Source organism: Mesorhizobium sp. ORS 3428, assembly GCF_001854785.1.
Classification (GTDB): Bacteria; Pseudomonadota; Alphaproteobacteria; order Rhizobiales; family Rhizobiaceae; genus Mesorhizobium.
Window position 1 is genome coordinate 73,817 of sequence record NZ_MDFL01000057.1, and the last position, 24,660, is coordinate 98,476.

Sequence of the window (24,660 nt, forward strand, 5' to 3'; positions counted from 1 at the left end):
CGAATTCAAAGCCGCATTCAAATTTGGAGACGACGATGGCAGGCGGTACCATTCCCCATTTCCAGAACGACGCGGGCCATCCGGCGATCGAGATCGGCGTCAAGGAATTCATGTGCACGGGCGCCAACCCGCCTTTCGACCATCCGCATGTATTTCTCGACATGGGCGATGACAATGAGAAGGTCTGCCCTTATTGCTCGACGCTCTACCGTTATTCGCCGAAGCTGAAGGCGACGGAAACGCAGCCGCCGGGCTGCCTCTTTGTCGACCAGGCCGCCTGATCCCTGGCGATCATGGATGAGACGCGGTCCCGGCAGATCGTCATCGCCGGGGCCGGTATAGCCGGGCTGACCGCGGCGCTCGCCTTTGCCGAGCGCGGCTATGCCGTGACGGTGCTGGAACAGGCCAGGCAGCTCGAAGTGGTGGGCGCCGGGCTGCAGCTTTCTCCCAATGCGACGCGCATCCTGCGCCGGCTCGGCGTGCTCGATCGCCTGGCGGCGAGCGCGATCAGGCCGGAAGCGGTGGTACTGAAGGACGCCGCCTCCTTGCGCGAACTGGCGCGCGTGCCGCTGGGCCGGGCCGGCGAAGACCGCTGGGGCGCGCCCTATCTGGTGGCGCACCGCGCCGATCTGCAGGCGGCGCTGACGGTGCGGGTGGGGGAGTGCCGCGATATCCGACTTCTTACCGGAGCGCGGGTGACGGACATCACTGTCGCGCCGCAGAATATCGCGGTAACGGCCCAAACGGATGGCGGCAGCGTCGAGGCCGCCGCAGGCCTGCTCGTCGGCGCCGACGGCGTCTGGTCGTCGATACGCGCGCAACTTGCGGGCAGAGAGCCTGCCTTCGCGAAAAGCCGCTTCTGCGGCGAGCTCGCCTGGCGCGCCACGGTCGCGGCCGAGAGCGCCGCCGGCAAGGCCTTTGCGGCGGTCGGCGCCGGAGATAGCGTCACCGCGTTCCTCCATCCCGGCTTCCATATGGTCGCCTATCCGGTGAGCAAGGGCAGCGCCTTCAACCTCGCCGCCTTCACCAAGGGCAAGCGCATCGCCGAAGGCTGGTCGGGCCATGCCGATCCCGCGATCCTGTCACGCGCCATGCGCGGCACGGCGCCGGCGCTTGCAAGGCTTGTCGCGCTCGCCGGGCCGTGGACGGCGTTTCCGATCCACACCGTCGAGCAACGGCGCTGGACGATGCCGCAAGGCATCGCGCTGATCGGCGACGCAGCGCATGCGATGACGCCCTTCGCGGCACAGGGCGCGGCAATGGGCATCGAGGACGCCGCGATGCTTGCCGGCCTGGTCGGCGATTTCCCCGACGACCTGCGGCGGAGCCTCACCACTTGGGAAAACCTCAGACGCCCGCGCATCGAGAAGGTGCTCAGGCGCGGCGCGCTCAACCGCCTTGCCTGGCATGCCTGGGGCCCGGTGGCGATCGCCCGCAACCTGGCGCTGGCGACACGGCCGGCCGAGAAGCTCGCCGCCGATCTGGACTGGCTCTATGGCTGGGAGGAGCGGAAGGTTGTGAGGCGGTAAGATGCTCAACTGGATACCTTGGCGGGACAGTACCCCCCTCTGTCCTACCGGACATCTCCCCCGCAAGGGGGGAGATTGGCAGCTTCGCCGACGGCGCTCCCCCTGCAACGATGAAGATTGGCGAAAGCCAAGAAGACGTCCAATCTCCCCCCTTGCGGGGGAGATGGCAGGCAGGCCAGAGGGGTGTGCAGGAATGCGGCGCCTGCCGATTTGCGCAGCACTCACCCTAATCATACAGCCTCAACGACAACTCCAGCGAGACCGGCAGCGGGTTCCACCAGCCGGTGCGCAGGCCTGCGGTGCGGAGCGCGGCCGCCGTCCAGGTGTTGCAGCCCACCAGCGCGTTGAAATAGCCGTTGGCCTCGTAGAAGCGGTCGAAGCGGGAATAGCCGGGGTTGTCGATGGCGATCGGACCGTTCGGCCCCTGCCGGAAGCTCGAGGCGATATAGTCGAGGAGCGCGGAAAAATGCTCTTCGTCGATGTCGAAGCCGACGACATCCGGGTCCGGTTCCCTGATCGAGCCGGCAAGATCGACATGCATCACCGAGGCGTCGAGCGTCAGCGCCTTCAGCACCGGCACCGCCTTCAGCTGCGACCAGGTCGGCGTCTCCAGATAGAAGGCGCGGCCGCCCCAGCCGAAAACGAGGTAGCGCGCCTCCGGCGCGTCTGAGGGCAGGCCGGCGTCGGCGAGGAAATGGAAACGCCGGCGCACGGCGTCATCGAGCGGGATCGCAATGTCGGTGTGGATCGGGTTCCTCAGCACCAGTATATGCCGGGTGCCCGCGCCTGCGGCCACCGCCGCCGACCAGAGCGGGCGCGGCACCAGCGTGCCGAGCCCGACCGCAAGCAGCGCCGTGGCAACCAGCATGGCGAGGCAACGCAGGAATTTCCTCATCGGCGGCGGCTTTGCGGCTCCCTCGCCACCCGACACAGTCCGACCGGTTGCGCGAAATGACGCCGCATCGCGCAAAAGATGACGTGCCACCAACTATCGATCTCGGTGCTGCCCCTCATCCGCCTGCCGGCACCTTCTCCCCGTAAAGGCGGGGGAGAAGGGACAAGCTCTCAGTGCAGAATCTGCGACAGGAACAGTTTCGTGCGCTCATGGCGCGGATGGTCGAAGAACTCGGCCGGCGTGTTCTGCTCGACGATCTGGCCCTGGTCCATGAAGATTACCCGGTTGGCAACCTTGCGGGCAAAGCCCATCTCGTGGGTGACGCAAAGCATGGTCATGCCTTCTTCGGCGAGCCCGACCATGGTCTCCAGCACTTCCTTGATCATTTCCGGATCCAGCGCCGAGGTCGGCTCGTCGAACAGCATGATGCGCGGGTTCATGCAGAGCGAGCGGGCGATCGCCACGCGCTGCTGCTGGCCGCCGGAGAGCTGGCCCGGACACTTGTTGGCCTGTTCCGGGATCTTGACGCGCTTCAGGAAATGCATGGCGATTTCCTCGGCCYGCTTCTTCGGCGTCTTGCGCACCCAGATCGGCGCCAGCGTGCAGTTCTCCAGGATGGTGAGGTGCGGGAAGAGGTTGAAGTGCTGGAACACCATGCCGACCTCGCGGCGCACCTCGTCGATCTTCTTGAGGTCGTTGGTGAGCTCCTTGCCGTCGACGATGATCTTGCCCTTCTGGTGCTCTTCCAGCCGGTTGATGCAGCGGATCATGGTCGACTTGCCGGAGCCCGACGGGCCGCAGATGACGATGCGCTCGCCGCRCATCACCTTAAGGTTGATGTCCTTAAGCACATGGAACTCGCCATACCATTTGTGCATGCCGATGATGTCAATCGCGACATCGGTGGTCGAGATATGCATCTTCTTGGCATCGACCTTGATTTCTTCCGCGCTGACGGCGTTTTCGGTGACCATGGCCAGTTCCTCTTTATCGTTATCGTTTGTAGCCGGTGTCGAGCCGGCGTTCGGTGTACATTGAATAGCGCGACATGCCGAAGCAGAACAGCCAGAACACGAAGGCCGCGAAGATGAGGCCGGACTTGGCGGTCTGCGGCGTCGCCCAGTTGGCGTCGGACAGGTTCTGCTTGACCACGCCCAGCAGGTCGAAGATCGAGATGATCAGCACCAGGCTGGTGTCCTTGAACATGCCGATGAAGGTGTTGACGATGGCGGGGATGACCAGCTTCAGCGCCTGCGGCAGCACGATCAACCCCATCTTCTGCCAATAGCCGAGGCCGAGCGAATCGGCGCCCTCATATTGCCCCTTCGGGATCGCCTGCAGGCCGCCGCGCACCACTTCCGCCATATAGGCGGCGGCAAACAGCGAGACGCCGATCAGCGCCCGCAGGAACTTGTCGAAGGTGACGCCAGCGGGGAGGAAGAGCGGCAGCATGACGCTGGCGAAGAACAGCACCGTAATCAGCGGAATACCGCGCACGAACTCGATGAAGATGACGCACAACAGCTTGACGATCGGCATTTTCGATCGGCGGCCCAGCKCCAGCATCGTGCCCAGCGGCAGCGACACGACGATGCCGACGAACGACAGGCTGAGCGTGACCAGCAGCCCGCCCCAGCGCGATGTTTCGACAATCGGCAAGCCGAACACGCCGCCGGACAGGAGAAAGAACGAAACCACCGGCAGTACCAGGAAGAGCAGGATGGCGTTCAGCCCCTTGCGGGGCACGCGCGGGATCAGCATGGGCACCAAAAGCGCCACGAACAGGATTGCCACCACGATCGGCCGCCAGCGCTCCTCGATCGGATAGGTGCCGAAGATGAACTGTCCGAACTTGGCGTTGACGAAGGCCCAGCAGGCGCCCGTCCAGCCGTCCGGCTGGATGCCGCCCTGCGAGACGGTGGCGCAGACCGTGCGGTTGGGCCCGGTCCATTGCGCGTTGATGAAGGCCCAGTCGATGATCTGCGGCAGGATCCAGGCGACGATGGCGATGCCGAGGATCGTCAGGATCGCGTCGCCCGTCGAGGCGATCAGGTTCTTGCGCACCCAGGCGATGGCGCCGCGCTCGCCGAGCGGCGCCGGTTGCGCCAGCGCCATCTCGGTGCGGACCCAGGACGTATCGTGTTCCTGCATGGCCCTACCTCTCCACCAGCGCCATCCTGGCGTTGACCACGTTCATGACAGCGGAGGTCACGAGGCTCAGCACCAGATAGACGATCATCATGATCAGCACGCCCTCGACCGCCTGCCCCGTCTGGTTGAGCACCGTGCCGGCGGTGGCGGTGAGATCCGGATAGCCGATGGCGATCGCAAGCGACGAGTTTTTGGTCAGGTTGAGATACTGGCTGGTCAGCGGCGGGATGACGATGCGCATCGCCTGCGGCACCACGACGAGCCTGAGAATCGGACCGGAGCGCAGGCCAAGAGCGCCTGCCGCCTCGGTCTGGCCCTTGCTGACGCCCCGGATACCGGCGCGAACGATCTCGGCGATGAAGGCTGCCGTATAGCAGGACAGCGCCATGTAGAGCGACAGGAATTCCGGCTTGAGTAGGAAGCCGCCGGTGAGATTGAAGGTCGACTGCTTCGGAAAATCGAAGGAGAGCGGCATGCCGGCAAGCAGGAAGGCAAGCACCGGCAGGCCGATGATCAACGCGACCGAGGTCCAGAACACGGGGAATTGCTGGCCGGTGGCCATCTGCCGCTGGCGCGCCCGGTGGGCGACGAACCAGGCCATGCCGAGCGCCACGACAAAGGCGGCGATCATCAGCCAGGAGCCCTCGCCCCAGACCGCGCGCGGGAAATAGAAGCCGCGCTGGTTGAGGAAGGAACCGAAGGGCAGATGGATGCTCTCTCGCGGCGGCGGCAGCACGGCCAGCACGCCGGAGTACCAGAAGAAGATGACCAGGAGCGGCGGGATGTTGCGGAAGATCTCGACATAGACCGTGCAGATCTTGCGGATCAGCCAGTTGTGCGACAGGCGGCCGATGCCGATGACAAAGCCGATGATGGTGGCGGTTATGATGCCGGCCACGGCAACGATCACCGTGTTGAGYAGGCCGACCACCAGGGCGCGGAAATATGTCGAGTCCGACGTGTAGGCGATCGGCGTGTCCGAGATGTCGAAGCCCGCCCTGCCCCTCAGGAACTGGAAGCCGGAAGCGATGTGCAGCCGCTGCAGGTTGTCGATAACGTTGTTGACGATCCAATAAATCGAGCCGACCAGCAGGACGACGACCAGCGCCTGAAAGAAGAGGCTGCGTATTTTCGGGTCATTGATAAAGGAGCCGCGGCTCGGCTCCTCGCGAAGGATTTCCTGCGAAGCCATGCGACCATCCCCTGAAAAGAGAAACCGGGAGGCAGACATCTGCCTCCCGGATCACATTTCGATCAGCGGATCGGCGGAGCGTATTGCAGGCCGCCCTTGGTCCACAGCGCGTTGATGCCGCGCGCGATCTTGAGCGGGCTGCCGGAGCCGACATTGCGCTCGAACATTTCGCCGTAGTTGCCGACGGCCTTGACGATGTTGACGACCCAGTCGTTGGAGACGCCGAGATCGGTGCCGATCTTGGAGTCGGCCTCGGTGCCGAGCACGCGCTTGATCTCGGGGTTGTCCGAGTTCTTCATCTCGTCGACATTGGCCTTGGTGATGCCGAGCTCCTCGGCGTTGACCAGCGCGAACAGCGTCCACTTGACGATGTGGTACCACTGGTCGTCGCCCTGGCGCACAGCCGGTCCGAGCGGCTCCTTGGAGATGATCTCGGGCAGCACGACGTGGTCGGCCGGCGAACCCAGCGTCAGGCGGATGCCGTAGAGGCCCGACTGGTCGGTGGTGTAGACGTCGCAGCGGCCGGCGTCATAGGCGGCGTTGACCTCTTCCAGCTTCTCGAACACGACGGGGTTGTACTCCATCTTGTTCGACTTGAAATAGTCGGCGAGGTTGAGCTCGGTCGTGGTGCCGCTCTGCACGCAGACGGCGGCGCCCGAAAGCTGCAGCGCCGAGTTCACGCCCGGCAGCTTCTTGGCGTTGATCATGAAACCCTGGCCGTCATAATAGGTGACGCCGACGAAGTTCAGGCCGAGCGCGGTGTYGCGGTTGATCGTCCAAGTGGTGTTGCGCGACAGGATGTCGACCTCGCCCGACTGCAGCGCGGTGAAGCGTTCCTTGGCGCTGAGCGGGGTGAACTTGACCTTGGAGGGGTCGCCGAAGACGGCCGCCGCGACGGCGCGGCAGAAGTCGGCGTCGATGCCCTGCCATTCCCCCTTGTCGTCCGGCGCCGAGAAGCCAGCGAGGCCGGTCGAGACGCCGCACTGGATGAAGCCCTTCTGCTTAACGGTATCCAGCGTGCCGGCCGACGCTGCCGACGCCATAAGTCCGAGCGCGGCGGCGCCGAGAATGCCGATTGCAATGTGTTTCATGACCCACAGACCCTTTTCTGTTTTACAGGTGCCCCTGTCGCCAGGCAGCCCTGATCTTTTCCGCGTGTGAATGCAGCTCCCACTAACGGCCCTCTCCAGGACCCGCATCGTTGCCGATGCACTGCCTCCCATTCACGAAACGCATCGAAGGCGATTATTCCTGTGAGGTCAAGGGAAATGACCGAATTGCGACACGTTTGAAAACCGATTGTCACAAATGCCGGAATTGCAGCCAAAAGCGCCCGCGAATTGGCCAAGAGCTGCAAGCGAAACCGGCAAGTCGGGCGCCGTGGAAATTTGGAACGTTACGTGAATTCCCGCCCGTTACTACTTCGCTGCAAATGGAAGGACTGACTTGATTCATGGCGCGGCGAGGCAGGCGAGGCCGCCTTCGGCACATCTTCGCCGCAGGCGCGCGGCGGGCGCAAAAGATGAGCCGGCAATCTTTGATTTTGGCCCATCYGAACACCGCCGCTGGCGGGTACGGGGCGGGTTGCGCGGCCAGTTCAGCCGCTCTATGGCTGCCCTCCTGACATAATATGACAGGCGACGAACCATGGCGACAGACGGCAGCAAGATCGGCATCAACACCAGGCTTGCCCATTCCGGCAACAACCCGCGCGACTATTTCGGCTTCGTCAATCCGCCGGTCGTGCATGCCTCGACCGTGCTCTATCCCGACGCCGCGACGATGACCACCCGCGGCCAGAAATACACCTATGGCACGCGCGCCACGCCGACCATGGATGCGCTCACGCTCGCCGTCGATGCGCTCGAAGGGTCGGCCGGCACGATCGCCGTGCCGTCAGGCCTCGCGGCGGTGACGGTCCCCCTGCTCACTTTCTGTTCGGCCGGCGACCATCTGCTGATGGTCGATTCGGTCTATCACCCGACACGGCATTTCGCCGACACGATGCTGAAGCGCCTGGGCGTCGAGATCGAATATTACGATCCGCACATCGGCGCCGGCATCGCCCGGCTGATCAAGCCCAACACGACGGTGGTGTTCACGGAATCGCCGGGATCGAACACCTATGAGGTGCAGGACATCCCGGCGATCGTCCAGGCGGCGCATGCGGCCGGCGCCATCGTCATGATGGACAATACCTGGGCGACGCCGCTCTATTTCAAGCCGCTCGATCATGGCGTCGACATCTCGATCCATGCGGCGACCAAATATCCGGCCGGTCATTCGGATGTGCTGCTCGGCACGGTGTCGGCCAACGAAGCCTGCTGGAAGCAGCTCTATGAAGGCTTCTGCACGCTGGGCTGCTGTTCCGGGCCGGACGACGTCTACCAGGTGCTGCGCGGCCTGCGCACCATGGGGGTCAGGCTCGAGCATCACCAGAAGAGCGYGCTCGAGATCGCGCGCTGGCTGGAGGAGCAGCCGGGCGTGGCGCAGGTGCTGCATCCGGCGCTGCCCAGCCATCCTGACCATGCGCTGTGGAAGCGCGACTTCTGCGGCTCGAGCGGCGTGTTCTCCATCKTGCTGAAGGGCGGCGGGCAGAAAGCGCAGCATGCTTTCCTCGATGCGCTGACGATCTTCGGCCTCGGCTATTCCTGGGGCGGCTATGAGAGCCTTGCCGTGCCGGTCTTCCTCGGCGACCGCACCGTCGCCAAGGGCTCATACGCCGGTCCGCTGATCCGTCTGCAGATCGGGCTCGAAGATGTCGAGGATCTCAAGGCCGACATCGAGCGCGGCCTCGCCGCGGCGGCTGCCGCCGCCGAGTGACGGGCCGATTGCCTGCCAAGCCGAATCCGCAAACGCCCGTAACGCCTTGGCGCGATTGAGAAAGCGGAAGCCGCTGGCGGCATGCCGCGAGCGCCGGGCCGCAATAATATTCTCCCCGGCCGCGAATATACGGATCGGCTTGGCTTTCAAATCCGTGGTTTCGGCGGCATTGCGTGCAGCGCAAGATTCCAGCCGTTCGATAATTCAAGAATTAGACTTGGGGCCTGCCATGGCGTTCCGCCTCTTCGTTCCGATCCTTGCAGGCGCGACGCTGCGTGAACGCCTGCTCGCCTGTATCGGCGCCACCATCGGCATCGCGCTGACCGGCGTGATCAGCGGGCTCGCCATGGGCAGCGGGGCGCATGTGGCGATGCTGGTCGCGCCGATGGGCGCTTCCGCGGTGCTGCTCTTTGCCGTGCCGTCGAGCCCGCTGGCGCAGCCCTGGTCGATCATCGGCGGCAACACGATTTCGGCGCTGGTCGGCGTGACGGTGGCGCATTTCGTGCACAACCCGGTGATCGCCTCCGGCCTCGCGGTGGCGCTCGCCATCGCCGCCATGTCGTTCACGCGCTCGCTGCATCCGCCGGGCGGTGCGGCGGCGCTCACCGGCGTGCTCGGCGGTCCGGCCGTGGCCGCTGCCGGCTTCCTGTTTCCCTTCGTGCCGGTGGCTCTGAACTCGATCATACTGGTGACGCTCGGCTTCCTCTTCCATCGGCTGTCGCGGCGCAATTATCCGCATGTGGCTGTGCCCGCCGCCAACAGCCACGGCACCGCCGACCGGCCGCCGGCCGAGCGCGTCGGGTTCCGGCCCGAGGATGTCGATGCCRCCCTTGCCGCGCTCGACGAGACCTTCGACATCGACCGCGATGACATCGAAAGGCTGCTGCGCCAGGTCGAGCTGCAGGCGATGGTGCGCGCGCACCGCACCCTGCTTTGCCGGGACATCATGTCCCGCGACGTGATCTCGGTGCCGGAGAACGCTAGCGCCGACGAGGCGCGGAAGCAGCTTCTCGACCACAACATCCGCACCTTGCCGGTAGTGGACGCGGATGGCCGACTGGCCGGCGCCGTCGGCCTGCGCGAGCTGACGAGGCCAACGGATACGGTTAAGGGCGTGATGTCGACGGCGGGAACCGCCGCGCCCGACACGCCGGCGATGAGCCTGCTGCCGGTGCTGACCGACGGGCGCAGCCATGCGGTGGTGATCGTCGATGCCGGGCGGCATATCCTGGGTCTAATCACCCAGACCGATCTTCTCGCCGCCGCCGCGCGCATGCAGGCTGCAGACAGGCCGCAGCTGAGGGCTGTAGCATAGCGCGCGACTGGAGCTCGGAAATCCGGGAACCTTTTGCCGGCAGGCGCATCCAATCGACGGATGAAACGCCTGTCCGGGAGATCGGGGCGCGATGAGGAAGTCAGCAACGCAGGCAGCGACGAGTTCGGCGGCCGACACTATCGCCGGCGACATGGCACTGGTGCGCCGCGCCCTTGCGCGCGAGGCGGACGCCTTCCGCCTGATCATCAGGACGCACAACCAGCGCCTCTACCGCATCGCGCGCGGCGTGGTGCGCAACGACGCCGAGGCCGAGGACATCGTGCAGGAGGCCTATATGCGCGCCTTCGCCAGCCTCGACGCCTTCCGCGGCGATGCCTCCTTGTCCACCTGGCTGTCGCGCATCACGATCAACGAGGCGCTCGGCCGGCTGCGCAAGCGAAAGCGCACCGTGGCGATGCCCGAAATCCCGGAGGCGCAGATCATCCGGTTTCCCTTGAACCCAAGCGATGATCCGGAGCGGACGATGGCGCAGCGGCAGATCCTCGGGCTCGTCGAGCGGGCGACCGACAGCCTTCCCGACGTCTATCGCACCGTCTTCGTCGCCCGCGTCATCGAGGGCCTCAGCATCGAGGAGACGGCAGACCTACTGGGCATCAGGCCGGAGACGGTGAAGACGCGCCTTCACAGGGCGCGCAGCCTGGTGCGCAAGGCGCTGGACGACGAGATCGGCCCGGTGCTGCTCGACGCTTTTCCCTTCGCCGGCCGGCGCTGCGATCGGTTGRCAAAGGCGGTGATGAGAAGGCTGGGATTCGGCGACGCTACGTCCTGACATGCGAGGCTGGCGGGACAGCCCCCGACGGAGCTCGACGCATGAGCGCTCGCTCCTCGCTCCACCCTAGAATGTGAAAATGCCGGGAACGTTTTGCCGCCACCGGCATCCAATGGCCGTCAACACCAGATGAAGCCCGAGGCCGCGCGCCGCAGGGCGAAGGAGATGCCATGTTTATTCGACCGACCGCAGCCCTTGCCGCCCTGCTGCTTGCAGGTGCCGCGCCCTACGCGCAGGCCGCCGAGAAGCCCACCGATCCGCAGATCGCCCATATCGCCTATACGGCCGGCACGATCGACATCGAGGCGGCAAAACAGGCGATCAAGAAGTCCAAGACCAAGGAGGTCGTCGACTTCGCCAAGGACATGGAGCGCGACCACGAGGCGGTGAACAAGCAGGCGCTGGATCTCGTCAAGAAGCTGAAGGTGAAGCCCGAGGACAACGCCACCAGCAAGTCACTGGTGAAGGCAGCGAAGGAGGAGCGCGCCAAGCTGGCGAAGCTGAAGGGCGCGGCCTTCGACAAGGCCTATATCGAGAACGAGGTGGCCTATCACAAGCAGGTCGACAGCGCCCTCGAAACCCTGCTCATCCCGTCCGCAAGCAATGCCGAGCTGAAGAGCCTGCTCGAGACCGGCCTGAAAATCTTCCAGGGGCATGAGCAGCATGCCGAACATGTCGCCGGCATGCTGAAATGAGAGCGGCCCTGCTCCCGGCCGCGCTGGCGCTGGCGCTCGTCGCTTCGCCGGCGCTCGCCGCCACCATCGAGGTGACGATCGACAAGCTGGTGTTCTCGCYGGTGAGCGTTTCCGCCAAGGTCGGCGACACGATCGAGTGGACGAACAAGGACGTAATCGCCCACACTGCCACGGTGAAAGGCGGCTGGGACGTGATGATCCCGCCGAAGTCGAAGGGCAAGGTCACGCTCAAAGAGACGGGAGCGGTCGACTATTTCTGCCGCTTCCACCCCAACATGAAGGGTCACGTCGACGTGACGCAGTGACCCTTCGGGGCCGGCGGCGAGGCCGCTGCCGGCCCTCGAAACCTACGCGCCGAGGGCGTCCCTTGGCGGGAGGCCTCAGTTGTAGAGGACGGCCTTCACCTTGGGATCATCGACATTGGTCTTGTCGTACCAGTAGAAGCCGGTGTCGAGCTTCTTCGGCAGCTTCTCGCCCTTCAGCGCCTTGACCGCCGACTCCACGACACAGGAGCCGATGCCGATCGGGTTCTGGGTGATCGCGCCGGCTTCCGCGCCGGACTTGATCGCCTCGATCTGCTCCTTGCCCGAATCGTAGCCGATGACGACGACCTTCTTGTTCGACTCCTTGACGCCGTGCAGGACGCCGATGATCGAACCTTCATTGGCGCCAAAAATACCCTTCAGGTTCGGGTTGGCCTGGAGGATCGCCTTGGTGATCTCGGTCGACTTCAGCTGGTCACCGCCGCCATACTGGACGCTGACGACTTTGATGTTGGGGTGCTTTGCCTTCATCTGGTTGAGGAAGCCGTCGCGGCGATCGATGCCGGTGCGGCTGGTCTGGTCATGCACCACCAGCGCGACATCGCCGGAATCGCCGATCAGCTCCGCCATCTTGTCCGCCGCAACGCCGGCGGCCGCGATGTTGTCGGTGGCGCAGGTGGTCAGCGGGATGTCGCTGTCGACGCCCGAGTCGAAGGCGATCACCGGGATCTTCTCCTTCTTCGCCTTCTTCAGCAGCGGAATGGCCGCCTTGCTGTCGAGCGCGGCAAAGCCGATCGCCTGCGGATGCTTGGAGAGATCCGCAGTCAGCATGTCGATCTGCTTGTCGACCATGGCCTCGGTTTCCGGACCTTCGAAGCTGATCTTGACGTTCTGCTTCTTGGCTTCCTGCTCGGCGCCGAGCTTGACCGCTTGCCAGAACTGGTGCTGGAAACCCTTGGATATCAGGGGAATATAAGTATCTGCCGCCCACGCCGTGCCGCAAAGCGCGCCGAGCGCGACCGCGCCGGCAAGGGCGCCTATCTGCATTCTGTTCAACATCGCTGCTAACCTCCCTAATGTTTGGATGTTTCAGCCGGCTGGCGCCTCCGCTGTTCGGGGATGCCGGTCGGCCATGCTGTCGCTTACCAGGCTGTCCTTAGTTGGCTCCGATGGCTCCTTTGATCGACCTCCTTCACATTTGCTTGCGCCGCAGAATGTCGATGTAGACGGCCAGGATGATGATGACGCCCGTGACGACAATCTGCCATTCCTGCGCGACCGACATGATGCGCAGCCCGTTGGTGAGAACGCTCATGATGAAGGCGCCGATAATGGTGCCAAGAATCGTGCCGGCGCCGCCGCTGAGCGAGGTGCCGCCGATCACCACCGCGGCGATCGCTTCGAGCTCGTAGCCCTGGCCGAGCGCCGGCTGCGCGGAATTGAGGCGCGAGGCGATCAGCAGCCCGGCAATGCCGCAAATGGCTCCGGCCAGAACGTAGATCGTGATCTTCCAGCGATCGACGTTCACGCCCGACAGGCGGACCGCCTCCTCGTTGCTGCCGAGGGCGAATGTGTAGCGGCCGAGCGCCGTGCGGCTGAGCACGACCGACGCGGCGATCGCCAGCGCGAACAGGATGAGCACGCTGTTGGGGATCGGCACGCTGGGCAGGATGTAGCTGACCAGCGAGCCTTGCGAAATCAGCGAGAAGCTTTCGGAGTCGGTGAAATAGATCGGCTTGTCTTCGGCAACCACCAGCGCCAGCCCCTTGTTGACAAGCATCATGCCGAGCGTGGCGATGAAGGGCGGCAGTTTGAGCTTCGCCACGAAGGTTCCCGAAAGCAGGCCGCTCAGCGCGCCGGTGCCGATGGCCGCCAGCACGCCGGTCCACAATGGCAGCTCCCAATTGGTCAGGAACACGCCGGCCATCACGGCGCAGAGCGTCATCAGCGTGCCCACCGAGAGGTCGATGCCGGCGGTGATGATGACGAAGGTCGATGCGATCGCCAGCACGCCGTTGACCGCGGTCGACTGCAGGATGCCGAGCAGGTTGTCGAGCTCCATGAAGGCGGGCGAAGCGAAGCTGAAGAAGCCCATCAGCAGGATCAGGCTCGCAAAGGCGAAGAGCTTCTGGCGCGCGTTGGCGCCGAAGAACCGGGGCCAGAGGCCTRCCGCAGCGCGCCCTTTCGCCTCGGTGGCAGTGATCTTCGTCTCCACCATTCCGTCATTCCTTCCTTCAGGCCGCCCTTGCCTTCTCGCGCTGGGTGGCCAGTTGCATGATCCGCTCCTGGGTCGCGTCCTGCCAGGCGAGCTCGCCGGTGATGCGTCCTTCGCACATCACAATGATGCGATCGCTCATGCGCAGGATCTCCGGCAGTTCCGATGATATCATCACGATCGCCTTGCCCTCGTCGGCAAGCGAGCGCAGCAGCTTATGGATCTCGGTCTTGGCGCCCACATCGATGCCGCGCGTCGGCTCGTCGAAAAAGAGCACGTCGCAATTGCGCGCCAGCCATTTCGCGACGACGATCTTCTGCTGGTTGCCGCCGGACAGGAGACGCACCTCCTGCGTCGGCGAAGGCGTGCGGATGTTGAGCAGCCGGATGAAGGAATTCACCGTGGCGCGAATTGCCCGCCTCCGCAGGACGAAGCCGAACTTGAGATGCCTGGCCAAGGTGGCCATCACGACATTGGACTCCACGTCCATGCCGATCGCCAGGCCAAATTGCTTACGGTCCTCGGAGAGGTAGCCGATCCCGTGTCTGACCGCATCGACCGGCGACCTGATCCTTGCCGATACGCCGCCGACGACGATCTCGCCCGACTCCGCCCTGTCGGCGCCGAATATCGCGCGGGCGACTTCCGTCCTTCCCGCCCCCATCAGTCCGGCGAATCCCAGGATCTCGCCGCGCCTGAGCGTAAAGCTGACGTTTCTTACCAGCGGTCCGCAATTGAGGTTCTTGACCTCGAGCGCGACCTCGCCGTGCCGCGGCGCGAGCGGCGGGTGCTTGACGTCATCGGCCAGGGCGCGTCCCACCATCATGCCGATGATGGCGTCCAGGCTCGTCGTCTCGGTCGGCACCGTCGCGACATATTCGCCGTCGCGAAGCACGGTCACGCGATCGGATATCTCCTTGAGCTCGTCCATCTTGTGGGAAATGTAGATGACGCCGACGCCGCGCGCCTTGAGTTCGCGGATGATGTTGAACAGCTCGGCGATCTCGGCGGCGTTCAGCGCCGCGGTCGGCTCGTCCATGATCAGGACGCGGGACTGGTAGGAAAGCGCCTTGGCGATCTCCACCATCTGCTGCTTGGCGACCGTCAGCCTGCCGACGACCGCGCGCGGGTCGACCTTCAGGTTCATGTGGGCGAGGATTTCCCTCGCCTGGCGATTGAGCTTGTCGTCGTCGAGGAAGATGCGCGACCGGCTGCGCGGCTCGCGCCCGATGAAGATGTTCTCGGCCACGGTGAGGTGGTTCATCAGCTGCAGTTCCTGATGAATGATCCCGATGCCCATGATCTGGGCGGCGCGCGGCGTGGCGAAGTTCACCGGCTCGCCATTGTAGAGAATCTCGCCGCTGTCCCGGCTGTAGATGCCCGCCAGGATCTTCATCAATGTCGACTTGCCGGCACCGTTCTCGCCGACAAGCGCATGCACCTCGCCCGCGAGAAGCTCGAAGCGCACCTTGTTGAGCGCGCGCACGCCGGGAAAGCTCTTGCTGACATCGCGGACGGAAATGAGYGGCGCCATCATCTGTCACCCAGCTGCTCTCGTACCGACGGCACTATTGTACCGACATAGTCCCCTGACCGCACGGCTCCACAAAATTGTGATGCGGTATCACCTCTTTAGAGCAATTCCAGGCAAGGTGGGCAACGGTTTTCTGTCTGGAATACATAAAAAACAATTGGTCGGAGCAGCCAGGGACTCTACCAGAAGCTGAGCTTCGCCAGTCATTGCGCTAGGGGTTGCGACCACCGGGCAAGCGGCCATCTGCCAACGCGCGTCTCAGGCGGGCATGCGCCTCTCCCTCCAGGCCGCGAGCCCGTCGCGCAGGTCGGCGGTCGGCGCCATGCGGGCGAACTGCTCGGCCTCGACCAGCAGGCCTTCGGCGATGCTTTGGTTGAGGCCGCGCGCCACGGCGGTGAGGATGCTCGCCACCGCCGCCCGCGAATGGCGGATGATGCGCCGGGCGAGATCGTGCGCGGCCGGCATCAGTTCTTGATGCGGCACGACCCGGTTGACGAGGCCGAGCTCCAGCGCCCGCGCGGGCGAGAACGGGTCGCCTGTCAGAAGCAGCTCGAGCGCGCGCTTGCGACCGGCAAGCCTCGGCAGGCGCTGCGTGCCGCCGAAGGTCGGCGGCATGGCGAGCCTGATCTCGGGCTTGGCGAACAGGGCGCGGTCGCTGGCGATGGCCAGCGACACCGCCTCGGTGATCTCGCAGCCGCCGCCGAAGGCAAGCCCGTTGACGGCGGCGATGACCGGCTTGCGATAAGATTCCAGCCGCGCCGTCAGGCGCTGGCCGCGCATGACGAAGTCGCGCAGCGCCACATCCGGGCCTTCGGCCACGCTCAACGAGAATTCGTGAATGTCGGCGCCGGCCGAAAAGGCGCGCTCCCCTACCCCGGTCAGGATCACGGCGCGCACGGCGTCAGCGGTCTCGACATGATCGAGGACAGCCAGCAGGCGATCGATCAGGGCGTAGTTCAGGGCGTTGAGTTTTTCCGGGCGGTTGAGCGTCACAACGGCGACGCGGTCGCGGATCTCGCAAAGCACAGGCTCGGTCATGCATCTTCCTCTGGCATTTCCTCTGACATTTAACGGCCGCAAGAGATCAGCTTTCGGCTTGTTTGTATATTCACTAGTCGGTATACTTCGCGGATGAACGAAAAGGCCAGCCCCACCAGGAAACGCCTCGTCGACGCGGCTGCGAAACTCTTCTATGCCGAAGGCATCGGCCGCGTCAGCGTCGATGCCGTGGCGGAAAAGGCGGGGCTGACCAAGCGCACGCTCTACTATCACTTCAAGAGCAAGGACGAGCTGATCACGGCCTATCTCGACAGCCGCGACCAGCCGAACCTCAAGCAGATGGCCGGCTGGTTCGAGGCGGCCGAAGGCGGCGCGGACAGGAAGGTCGTGGCGATCTTCACGCATCTGGCGCGCGTGGCGCGGCACGTCAAATGGAAGGGCTGCGGCTTCCTGCGCACGGCGGCCGAACTCGCCGCGATGCCCGGGCACCCGGCGGTGAAAGCCGGCTCCCGCCACAAGGGCAATTTCGAGAAATGGCTGGCGGGCGAGCTTGCAAGCCATGGCGTGCGCGAGCCGAAGATGCTGGCGCGCGAGATCGTGCTCCTGATGGACGGCGCCTTTTCCAGCATGCTGATCCATCACGATCCCGACTACATCACCGCCGCCGGTCACGCCGCCGCGACGCTGGTGCGGGCGCGAATGGAAGCGCCGGCCGGGGCGTAGACGCAGCCGCGGGCCGAGGCTATCGTTCGAGCGACCTCACCGACCGCCACGACGCCGGCGCCTTCTTTCCTGCCCGAGCAGCCGGCCGATCATCGCGGCCGGGCTCAAAGGCTCGCAATTGTGGCAACTCACCTGACTTGCATGGTGCAATGCAGGAAGCGGATGGCCATTATAAGGAGAGTCTTTATAACGGTCGCAGGATTCATAACGGTCCCACGGTTGATAACGGCCGTTGGGATTTTCGATCAGCCAAGGGGAGACGATGCGCTACATACGTCCGCAATCAATGGAAGATGCCGTTGGCCTGCTGGCCGGCGCGGYCGGGCCGGCCGCAATCCTTGCCGGAGGCAGCGACCTGCTGGTCCGGATGAAGGGCGGCTTTGTCGAGCCCGAGCTGATCGTCGACATCAAGGCGATCGACGGCTTGACCGAGATCACCGAAACGGCTGACGGCTTCAGGATCGGCGCCGTGGTGCCCTGCGCGGTGCTGGGTGAGAACGCAGCGCTGAAGAAGGCGTGGCCGGGCGTGGTCGAGGCGGCGAATCTGATCGGCTCGAAGCAAGTGCAGGGCCGCTGCACCATCGTCGGCAATCTCTGCAACGCCTCGCCCGCCGCCGACAGCGTGCCGGCGCTGGTGGCGGCCGGCGCCAAGGCCGTGGTGGCCGGGCCGAACGGCAAGCGCACCATTGCGGTGGAGGCGGTGCCGACCGGGCCGGGCCGCACGTCGCTCGCCAAGGGCGAGATCATCGAGGCGATCCTGCTCGACAAGCGCGCGCCCAATGCGGGCGATGCCTATCAGCGCTTCATCCCGCGCACCGAGATGGATATCGCGGTGGTGAGTGCCGGCGTGAACCTGGCGCTCGACGAGGCAGGCGTGATCAAAGCGGCCCGTGTGGCGCTGGGCGCCGCCGCGCCGACGGTGCTGCTGGTCGAGGAGGCCGCTGAGGTGCTGACCGGCCGCAAGCTGGACGAAGCGGTGCTGGAGCGGCTGGCAAAGGTCTGCTCGGGCGCCTGCCGCCCGATCGACGACAAGCGCGGCACCATCGAATTCAGACGGAAAGTTGCGGGTGTGCTGGCAAAGCGTGTCGCCACCACCGCCTATAAGCGTGCAGGAGGCAAGTGATGGCCGGTGTAGCGGTTTCAACGACAATCAACGGCGATCACGTCGAGTACCTCTGCCAGCCGGACGAGACGCTGCTGGACGTGCTGCGCGACCGGCTGGGGCTCACCGGCGCCAAGGAAGGCTGCGGCACCGGCGACTGCGGCGCCTGCAGCATCATCCTCGACGACCGGCTGGTGTGCTCCTGCTTGGTCCTCGGCGCCGAGGCGGAAGGCCGCCAGATCGAGACCATCGAGGGCATGGCGCAGGGCGACAAGCTGCACCCGCTGCAGCAGAAGTTTCTGGAGCACGCCGCCCTGCAATGCGGCATCTGCACGCCGGGCTTCCTGATCGCAGCGAAGGACCTTTTGGCGAAGAACCCTTCGCCTACCGAGGAGGAAATCCGCTTCGGGCTCGCGGGAAATCTCTGCCGCTGCACCGGCTATGACAAGATCGTGCGCGCCGTCCAGGACGCCGCCAACGTGATGAAGGGAGCGTAACGATGAATTTCGATCCGCGTTACTCCAATCGCAATTTCGCTTCCGTCGGCACGCGCCCCATCCGCCCCGACGGCGTCGACAAGGTGACGGGCCGCGCCCGCTACGGCGCCGACTTCAACATGGCCGGGCAGCTGGTCGGGCGCGTGCTGCGCAGCCCGCATGCGCACGCCGTCATCAAGAAGATCGACACCTCCAAGGCGGAAAAGCTCRCCGGCGTGAAGGCGGTGATTACCGCGGCCGACCTGCCGGACCTCACCGACGGCGACGCCGCCATGTACGACATCCTCGACAACTGCATGGCGCGCAAGAAGGCGCTCTATGACGGCCATGCGGTGGCCGCGGTCGCGGCGGTCGACGCCCGCACGGCCAAGCAGGCGCTGAAGCTGATCGAGATCGACTATGAGGTGCTGCCGCATGTCACCGATGTCGACGAGGCGATGAAGCACACGGCGCCGCTCATCAACGACGCCATCTTCACCGAGGGCCTCGAGGAAAAGCCGGTCAAGCCCTCCAACGTCTCCAAGCGCACCCAATACGGCCATGGCGACGTGCATCAGGGTTTCGCGCAGGCCGACATGATCGTCGAGCGCTCCTTCAAGACCGAGYAGACGCATCAGGGCTATATCGAGCCGCATGCCTGCGTGGCGAGCGTCAATGCCGACGGCACGGCGGACTTGTGGGTCTGCACGCAAGGCCATTTCGTCTACCGCCAGCACTGCGCGCAACTGCTCGGCCTGGAAGTTTCCAAGCTGCGCGTCACCTCCTCCGAGATCGGCGGCGGCTTCGGCGGCAAGACCCATGTCTGGGCCGAGCCGGTGGCGCTGGCGCTGTCGCGCAAGGCCGGCCGTCCGGTGAAGCTGGTGATGACCCGCGACGAGGTGTTCCGCGCCTCGGGCCCGACCAGCGCCACCTCGATCGACGTCAGGATCGGCGCCAAGAAGGACGGCACGATCACCGCGGCGGAAGCGACGCTGCGCTATAGCTGCGGCCCCTATGCCGGCATGTGGGCCGAGATCGGCGCCATGACGGCCTTCGCCTGCTACAGGCTGGAGAACGTCAAGACCGTCGGCTACGAAGTGCTGGTCAACCGGCCGAAGACCGCGGCCTATCGCGCGCCCTCGGCGCCGATGGCGGCCTTCGCGGTGGAAAGCGCGGTGGACGAGCTCGCCAAGGAGATCGGCATGGATCCGGTCGACTTCCGCATCAAGAATGCAGCGCAGGAAGGCACGCGCGCCTCCTACGGCCCGGTCTATGGCCCGATCGGCATCGGCCCGACGCTGGAAGCGGTGAAGGAGCATCCGCATATGYGGGCGCCGCTGGGGCCCAACCAGGGCCGCGGCATGGCCTGCGGCTTCTGGTTCAACTTCGGCGGCCAGACCTGCACCGACCTGAACATCGGCATGGATGGCTCGGTGTCGCTTGCCGTGGGCACCGTCGATGTGGGCGGCTCGCGCGCGTCGCTGTCGCTGGTGGCGGCGGAGGAACTCGGCATCGACTACAGCCAGGTCAAGGCGGTGGTCGCCGATACCTCCAGCCTCGGCTACAATGATATGACCGACGGCAGCCGCGGCACCTTCTCCTCCTCCATGGCCACCATCTCGGCCGCCCGCAACGCCATCAAGGTGCTGCGCGAGCGCGCCGCGCAGATGTGGGACATCTCGGTCGACGACGTCGCCTGGGAAAAGGGCCATGCGGTGGCCAAGGGCGAGAAGCACGGCAATCTCGGCAAGCTGTCGCTGAAGGAGATCGCGGCGCAGTCCGGCAAGACCGGCGGGCCGATCGCCGGCCACAGCGAGCTCGTCGCCGACGGCGCGGGCGTCTCCTTCGCCACCCACATCTGCGACATCGAGGTCGACCCCGAGACCGGCTCGACTCGGGTGCTGCGCTACACGGTGGTGCAGGACGCCGGCAAGGCGGTGCACCCGACCTATGTCGAGGGCCAGTATCAGGGCGGTGCCGCGCAAGGCATCGGCTGGGCGCTCAACGAGGAGTATATCTACGGCAAGGACGGGCGGCTGCAGAACCCCGGCTTCCTCGACTACCGCATCCCGGTCTGCTCCGACCTGCCGATGATCGACACGCAGATCCTCGAGATCCCCAACCCCAACCACCCCTATGGGGTGCGCGGCGTCGGCGAGACCTCGATCGTGCCGCCGCTGGCGGCGATCGCCAATGCGGTGTCGAACGCGGTCGGCGTGCGCAYGACGCACATCCCGATGTCGCCGCCGCGCATTCTTGCGGCGCTCGAGGCCGAACGGGAAGGCTGAGGTATCCAACGCAAGGGTTAAGGTGTCTTGAGATCCAGGTCAGGCCGAGCCGAAAATGGTGGTTTCCGAGAACCGGAGCGGAGCGTACTTGAAGTACGTGAGCGCCGGAAGCGCAGGAAGCCGCCGTTTGCAGGCCGGYCTCACCTGAATAGCGACACACCTTAAGGCGCCGATGGTCGAAGTCACCCTATGGGGCTCGCTCAGCGCCGCCGCCGGAGGCAAGGACAAGCTCGACATCGAGRCCAAGGACATCAGGGAGCTGTTCCGCAAACTTTCGGAACAGTATCCCGCCTTCCAGCCCCTGATCGATCGCGGCATAGCCGTCGCGATCGACGGGACGATCTATCGCGATACGTGGTCGAAGAAGCTGCCCGAGGGGGCGGAGATTTTTTTGCTGCCGAGGCTGGCGGGGGGATAGGCGGGCAGCCTCGCCTGCTCGCTGGCAAGGGCGAAGACTTAACCGGCTGACCTTCTGCGCATCGCTGCATGGTGGGCCGTCGCTCTGCTGGCATATTGCTTTCCCCTCCCCGCATTTTTTCAAAGAGAAAAGCGCCAGCTTTTCTCTTCTGGACTCTGGATATTTGGACTCTGGATTCTGGCTTATGGCTTATGGGGCTTAACCCCGGCCTTAACCCATGCCTTATCCAAGAGCGGAATTGCTGCGTAGTTTCAATGCCTTAAGTTAAGGCCAAAAACCGGCAAGCAGATGGTCGAAGTCACGCTCTGCGRCTCGCTCAGCGCTGTCGCCGGTTGCAAGGACAAGCTCGACATCGAAGCCAAGGACATCAGGGAGTTGTTCCRCAAGCTTGCAGAACAAGTACCCGGCCTTCGAACCCCTGATCGACCGCGGCACCTCAACGCGATYGCTGTCTCTTGAGGCTCAATTGCTAGGCCGGACAAGCTCAATTGGCTTTCCTATGGACAGCAAGCTAGGGCGACCGCTATCGTTGCTTGGGGCGATGGCGGGTGGCATGGAAATMAAATTTCCGGTTGAGTTCACAGTGCTTGGAACACCTGTGTCGTTTCAGGCAAAGCGGGCAGCATCAAAAGAGCAGTGGAAAGCACGAGTGAGGGCCGCGAGCACAACAGCTATTCCGCAACCCCATTTCGTTTCAGATGAGCGCATCGCCGTGACCCTCTACTACCTTCCCGAGGAGCGCGTGGAAGGCGACGTCGACAACATTGTGAAACTTGTCCTCGATGCATTGTGCAAGCATATCTATCTCGATGATGCTCAGGTTGAGCGCGTTGTCGTTCAGAAATTTGAACCCGGCAATGTGTTCGACTTTCGTGGACCTTCGGCCGCTATGGTTGATGCACTGAACGGTGCTAAACCTGCCCTTTATGTCCGTGTTTCAAATGACCCGTTCGAGGATTTGCGATGACGCTCCCAGTCGAAAGGGAAATCCTGCAAAAGGAGGTTGAACGGYTGACCGCCGAAGGGTTCGACGTGTTTATCGAGCCAGGTCCGTCGTTGTCACCGGTCTTCATCAAGGGCTACCGACCTGACGCGGTTGCCATCGGAAACGGCCGGAAGATTGCTCTTGAAGTGGCCTCGCGCAGCGGCCCCACCGATAGAAAACTGAGTGAGGTCGCCGCACTTTTTAGCCAGCATCCCGAGTGGGAATTTCGGATTATCTGGGTAGAGCCGGCAGACTCTGCACCGCGTCTGCCCATTCAAACAAAAGATCAAATCCGGGCGATAGTAGGTGAGATTAAAAAACTCCGCGGTGATCAGTACTTCCGGCCGTCATTCCTACTCGCGTGGGCCGCTTTCGAGGCGGCAGCGCGGGCGATCGCGGAATCTCAATTAGGGCGCCCGCAGACACCAGGTCGAATTGTTCAGGTGCTTGGTCAAGAGGGCTACCTTAGCCCCAACGAAGCGGATGAGATGCGTGCACTGATAGAGAAACGAAACCGCCTCGTGCATGGTACTCTTGATGTCAAAGTAACCGGCGATGACGTGGATCGGCTAGTTCACGCGATAGAGATTGTTACTGCAGAAATTGGGGAGTAGCGGATGCTCGACAAGGTAGAGCTTTTTGCTGCCCCGCTTATCTCGTGGGCAGTAACCGATGGCTCCGCTGTCATGTTGATGCCTTCGATGATCATACAGAAAATGCTCTATCCCGCTGAAAGAACTGYTGCGGCGGCGGAACTTTTCTGCTGCCGAGGTCGGTGGAATGGTGATGGGAAGCAACCTGCTCCCCACCAGTCTCGACAGATCCGGATGCTGCAGTCAGACTTCGTAAGGAGCATCATTATATTTTTAGCCAAGCTTCATAAGCATGGCGAACTGTTGTAGGGATGCTTGAGCTATCAAGTAGCCGTACGAGTTGCGCGAATTGCTCTCTGCAGCGTGTGTAAGATCTCACGTTTGCAYCGACCACGGATTGCATTTCTGGAAGTTGCAACATGATCCGAATCTCATTCGGAGAAAACGACCGGATCATCTTCGAGTACTCCCCCATTGCTGCGTTAGACACGCCCCATGGATTGCCAGTCGCACAAGTTACCACCGTATTGACGAACTCGAATTGCGCGCTTTCCGGCACGCGATTCTGTCCAGTTATCCCCGCCAGTCTTTCGGCAAATGGAGGCTCGTTGTAGAAATTGTTGTAGGCGTTATGCACAGAAAGTAGGTTACGTGCGGCAGAAGTTATCAGGGCATGGAGTTCCGCTTCACTGAGAAGACCTAGAAGTTTGAGTCGCTCAAAGAAATTTTGAGACGCCTTGTGTCGCGAGACATCCCCTTTAGCCAAGTAGTCATAGTGTCGATCAACGAGATCCGACTTCGTACGAGGAGTGAAACTGGGTGCCAACCGCTCGCAAAGCCATAGCGCGTTGACCCTGGCCTCTTCACCCGACGCAGGATCACAGTAGATGCCRTGGAGCGTACCGATAAGCAGTTCGCGCTGGGCATCGAACGTCTGCGACAGTCGCTCAACCCAAGCCAGTAGCTGTGGTTCCGTAAACCGAGAACCCTTGACGGCGGATATGAGCCCTTGGATATCCACGCCCTTGGGATTGCGCTCATTCGACAGTGCGTGCTTGGCACATCGATTGAGAAACGACAGGAACTCCGTTTCATCCAAGGCACCCATCGTAGGATGAGCCGCGGAAAAATTGTTTCGAATGTCGCGGCACTGATCGAGGAGGAAAAATCCTTCCTCCGAAATCAGATTCAACTTTAGGCATAGTTGCAGAAGGTYAGCGTCCTTAAGTTCGACTAAGCTACCTTCGTCGAATGGCTTGCCTGTTACCTGTGGAACGACCGAGAGACCGAATCGGCGTACTTTCTGGYGCAGTTCAATTATGGCCGCATTCCAAGCGTAGTTAATTGCACTGTCAAACAACCCCGTAGCAACAGCAACGCACATTCTTACGAGAGTTTCGGATCGATGCTCGCTAGGAATGCGGTCCAGCAGGCGGGGTAGATTAGACCATGCGTGCTCAATCTGGTCGTCAGCTGCAAGAACGCTTCGAGGAACTCCCAGTGCTTGCGTCAAAGATTGAAGCATCGGCCCCGTAAGTCCACCCGTCGCGGGAAGCGCGACCGTTCCAGCCACCACAGAAGTTGTAGGCGATCCCATATTCATTCCTTCTTTTTCGTAGCTGCAACCAGACACTCGCGTACATTCAAAACAATCGTATTGGCAATGACATTCTG

General features: G+C 63.5%; 24 protein-coding genes. 14 read left to right on the forward strand and 10 right to left on the reverse strand.

The genetic code is table 11. The features are described from left to right. The first annotated feature begins 35 nt into the window (after window positions 1–35). Window positions 36–281, forward strand: coding sequence for a zinc-finger domain-containing protein (locus ORS3428_RS07060; protein WP_071095859.1), 246 nt, complete (start codon window positions 36–38; stop codon window positions 279–281). Window positions 282–293: 12 nt separating this feature from the next. Further along, window positions 294–1,529 (forward strand): FAD-dependent monooxygenase, encoded by a 1,236-nt coding sequence (locus ORS3428_RS07065; RefSeq protein ID WP_071095862.1) that lies wholly within the window; start codon window positions 294–296, stop codon window positions 1,527–1,529. 226 nt (window positions 1,530–1,755) lie between these two features. Here the strand turns inward: ORS3428_RS07065 and ORS3428_RS07070 are convergent, their stop codons facing one another. From ORS3428_RS07070 to ORS3428_RS07090, 5 genes are all read right to left on the reverse strand, one after another. Next, entirely contained in the window at window positions 1,756–2,424 is a 669-nt protein-coding gene (locus ORS3428_RS07070) for a TIGR02117 family protein (protein ID WP_071096097.1), read from the reverse strand. Window positions 2,425–2,594: 170 nt separating this feature from the next. Continuing rightward, entirely contained in the window at window positions 2,595–3,398 is an 804-nt protein-coding gene (locus ORS3428_RS07075; RefSeq protein ID WP_071095864.1) for an amino acid ABC transporter ATP-binding protein, read from the reverse strand. A 19-nt stretch (window positions 3,399–3,417) separates the two neighbouring features. Then, on the reverse strand, window positions 3,418–4,575 hold the full coding sequence (locus ORS3428_RS07080; RefSeq protein ID WP_071095867.1) for an amino acid ABC transporter permease: 1,158 nt from the start codon (window positions 4,573–4,575) through the stop codon (window positions 3,418–3,420). Window positions 4,576–4,579: 4 nt separating this feature from the next. Further along, entirely contained in the window at window positions 4,580–5,767 is a 1,188-nt protein-coding gene (locus ORS3428_RS07085) for an amino acid ABC transporter permease (RefSeq protein ID WP_071095869.1), read from the reverse strand. Between the two features lie 62 nt (window positions 5,768–5,829). Then, complete coding sequence (locus ORS3428_RS07090) at window positions 5,830–6,858, reverse strand: amino acid ABC transporter substrate-binding protein (RefSeq protein WP_071095871.1); 1,029 nt, start codon at window positions 6,856–6,858, stop codon at window positions 5,830–5,832. Window positions 6,859–7,414: 556 nt separating this feature from the next. Here ORS3428_RS07090 and ORS3428_RS07095 point away from each other — a divergent pair. From ORS3428_RS07095 to ORS3428_RS07115, 5 genes are all read left to right on the forward strand, one after another. Next, window positions 7,415–8,590, forward strand: coding sequence for a cystathionine beta-lyase (locus ORS3428_RS07095; RefSeq protein ID WP_071095873.1), 1,176 nt, complete (start codon window positions 7,415–7,417; stop codon window positions 8,588–8,590). A gap of 229 nt (window positions 8,591–8,819) precedes the next feature. Beyond that, window positions 8,820–9,905 (forward strand): HPP family protein, encoded by a 1,086-nt coding sequence (locus ORS3428_RS07100; RefSeq protein ID WP_071095875.1) that lies wholly within the window; start codon window positions 8,820–8,822, stop codon window positions 9,903–9,905. 91 nt (window positions 9,906–9,996) lie between these two features. Next, entirely contained in the window at window positions 9,997–10,695 is a 699-nt protein-coding gene (locus ORS3428_RS07105) for an RNA polymerase sigma factor (RefSeq protein WP_071095877.1), read from the forward strand. 170 nt (window positions 10,696–10,865) lie between these two features. After that, window positions 10,866–11,390, forward strand: coding sequence for a DUF4142 domain-containing protein (locus ORS3428_RS07110; protein WP_071095879.1), 525 nt, complete (start codon window positions 10,866–10,868; stop codon window positions 11,388–11,390). Beyond that, window positions 11,387–11,695 carry a cupredoxin domain-containing protein gene (locus tag ORS3428_RS07115; protein ID WP_071095881.1) on the forward strand — a complete coding sequence of 103 codons (309 nt, stop codon included), beginning with the start codon at window positions 11,387–11,389 and terminating at the stop codon, window positions 11,693–11,695. Before ORS3428_RS07110 ends, ORS3428_RS07115 begins: the two co-directional genes overlap by 4 nt. Window positions 11,696–11,770: 75 nt before the next feature. Here ORS3428_RS07115 and ORS3428_RS07120 read toward each other — a convergent pair whose 3' ends face one another. The 4 genes from ORS3428_RS07120 to ORS3428_RS07135 form a co-directional block, all read right to left on the reverse strand. Next, complete coding sequence (locus tag ORS3428_RS07120; protein ID WP_443136843.1) at window positions 11,771–12,700, reverse strand: ABC transporter substrate-binding protein; 930 nt, start codon at window positions 12,698–12,700, stop codon at window positions 11,771–11,773. A 145-nt stretch (window positions 12,701–12,845) separates the two neighbouring features. Continuing rightward, window positions 12,846–13,871 (reverse strand): ABC transporter permease, encoded by a 1,026-nt coding sequence (locus tag ORS3428_RS07125; protein WP_071095888.1) that lies wholly within the window; start codon window positions 13,869–13,871, stop codon window positions 12,846–12,848. 16 nt (window positions 13,872–13,887) lie between these two features. Then, window positions 13,888–15,405, reverse strand: coding sequence for a sugar ABC transporter ATP-binding protein (locus ORS3428_RS07130; RefSeq protein WP_071095890.1), 1,518 nt, complete (start codon window positions 15,403–15,405; stop codon window positions 13,888–13,890). Between the two features lie 255 nt (window positions 15,406–15,660). Beyond that, a complete protein-coding gene (locus ORS3428_RS07135; RefSeq protein ID WP_071095892.1) occupies window positions 15,661–16,440 on the reverse strand; it encodes a crotonase/enoyl-CoA hydratase family protein in 780 nt (259 codons plus the stop codon). 93 nt (window positions 16,441–16,533) lie between these two features. On the opposite strand from ORS3428_RS07135, the gene ORS3428_RS07140 reads away from it, so the two are divergent. The 7 genes from ORS3428_RS07140 to ORS3428_RS07170 all read left to right on the forward strand — a co-directional run bounded on the left by ORS3428_RS07140 (window position 16,534) and on the right by ORS3428_RS07170 (window position 23,007). Beyond that, window positions 16,534–17,124 carry a TetR/AcrR family transcriptional regulator gene (locus ORS3428_RS07140; protein ID WP_071095894.1) on the forward strand — a complete coding sequence of 197 codons (591 nt, stop codon included), beginning with the start codon at window positions 16,534–16,536 and terminating at the stop codon, window positions 17,122–17,124. 262 nt (window positions 17,125–17,386) lie between these two features. After that, window positions 17,387–18,247 carry an FAD binding domain-containing protein gene (locus tag ORS3428_RS07145; protein ID WP_071095896.1) on the forward strand — a complete coding sequence of 287 codons (861 nt, stop codon included), beginning with the start codon at window positions 17,387–17,389 and terminating at the stop codon, window positions 18,245–18,247. Then, window positions 18,247–18,723 carry a (2Fe-2S)-binding protein gene (locus ORS3428_RS07150; RefSeq protein WP_071095898.1) on the forward strand — a complete coding sequence of 159 codons (477 nt, stop codon included), beginning with the start codon at window positions 18,247–18,249 and terminating at the stop codon, window positions 18,721–18,723. Before ORS3428_RS07145 ends, ORS3428_RS07150 begins: the two co-directional genes overlap by 1 nt. 2 nt (window positions 18,724–18,725) lie before the next feature. Then, on the forward strand, window positions 18,726–20,990 hold the full coding sequence (locus tag ORS3428_RS07155; protein WP_071095899.1) for a xanthine dehydrogenase family protein molybdopterin-binding subunit: 2,265 nt from the start codon (window positions 18,726–18,728) through the stop codon (window positions 20,988–20,990). Between the two features lie 172 nt (window positions 20,991–21,162). Further along, window positions 21,163–21,408 carry a MoaD/ThiS family protein gene (locus ORS3428_RS07160; protein ID WP_071095901.1) on the forward strand — a complete coding sequence of 82 codons (246 nt, stop codon included), beginning with the start codon at window positions 21,163–21,165 and terminating at the stop codon, window positions 21,406–21,408. 499 nt (window positions 21,409–21,907) lie between these two features. Continuing rightward, window positions 21,908–22,375 (forward strand): RusA family crossover junction endodeoxyribonuclease, encoded by a 468-nt coding sequence (locus ORS3428_RS07165; RefSeq protein WP_244507877.1) that lies wholly within the window; start codon window positions 21,908–21,910, stop codon window positions 22,373–22,375. After that, complete coding sequence (locus ORS3428_RS07170) at window positions 22,372–23,007, forward strand: HepT-like ribonuclease domain-containing protein (protein WP_071095904.1); 636 nt, start codon at window positions 22,372–22,374, stop codon at window positions 23,005–23,007. The genes ORS3428_RS07165 and ORS3428_RS07170 overlap by 4 nt, the downstream gene beginning before the upstream one ends. A 244-nt stretch (window positions 23,008–23,251) precedes the next feature. Here the strand turns inward: ORS3428_RS07170 and ORS3428_RS07175 are convergent, their stop codons facing one another. Further along, on the reverse strand, window positions 23,252–24,589 hold the full coding sequence (locus ORS3428_RS07175) for a hypothetical protein (protein ID WP_201788297.1): 1,338 nt from the start codon (window positions 24,587–24,589) through the stop codon (window positions 23,252–23,254). Between the last annotated feature and the right edge of the window lie 71 nt (window positions 24,590–24,660).

Excerpts from the sequence above, each read along its gene's own strand:
- ORS3428_RS07060 (WP_071095859.1), top strand. The coding sequence starts at position 36 with ATGGCAGGCGGTACCATTCCCCATTTCCAGAACGACGCGGGCCATCCG.
- ORS3428_RS07065 (WP_071095862.1), top strand. The coding sequence starts at position 294 with ATGGATGAGACGCGGTCCCGGCAGATCGTCATCGCCGGGGCCGGTATA.
- ORS3428_RS07070 (WP_071096097.1), bottom strand. The coding sequence starts at position 2,424 with ATGAGGAAATTCCTGCGTTGCCTCGCCATGCTGGTTGCCACGGCGCTG.
- ORS3428_RS07110 (WP_071095879.1), top strand. The coding sequence starts at position 10,866 with ATGTTTATTCGACCGACCGCAGCCCTTGCCGCCCTGCTGCTTGCAGGT.
- ORS3428_RS07120 (WP_443136843.1), bottom strand. The coding sequence starts at position 12,700 with ATGCAGATAGGCGCCCTTGCCGGCGCGGTCGCGCTCGGCGCGCTTTGC.
- ORS3428_RS07135 (WP_071095892.1), bottom strand. The coding sequence starts at position 16,440 with ATGACCGAGCCTGTGCTTTGCGAGATCCGCGACCGCGTCGCCGTTGTG.
- ORS3428_RS07140 (WP_071095894.1), top strand. The coding sequence starts at position 16,534 with ATGAACGAAAAGGCCAGCCCCACCAGGAAACGCCTCGTCGACGCGGCT.
- ORS3428_RS07150 (WP_071095898.1), top strand. The coding sequence starts at position 18,247 with ATGGCCGGTGTAGCGGTTTCAACGACAATCAACGGCGATCACGTCGAG.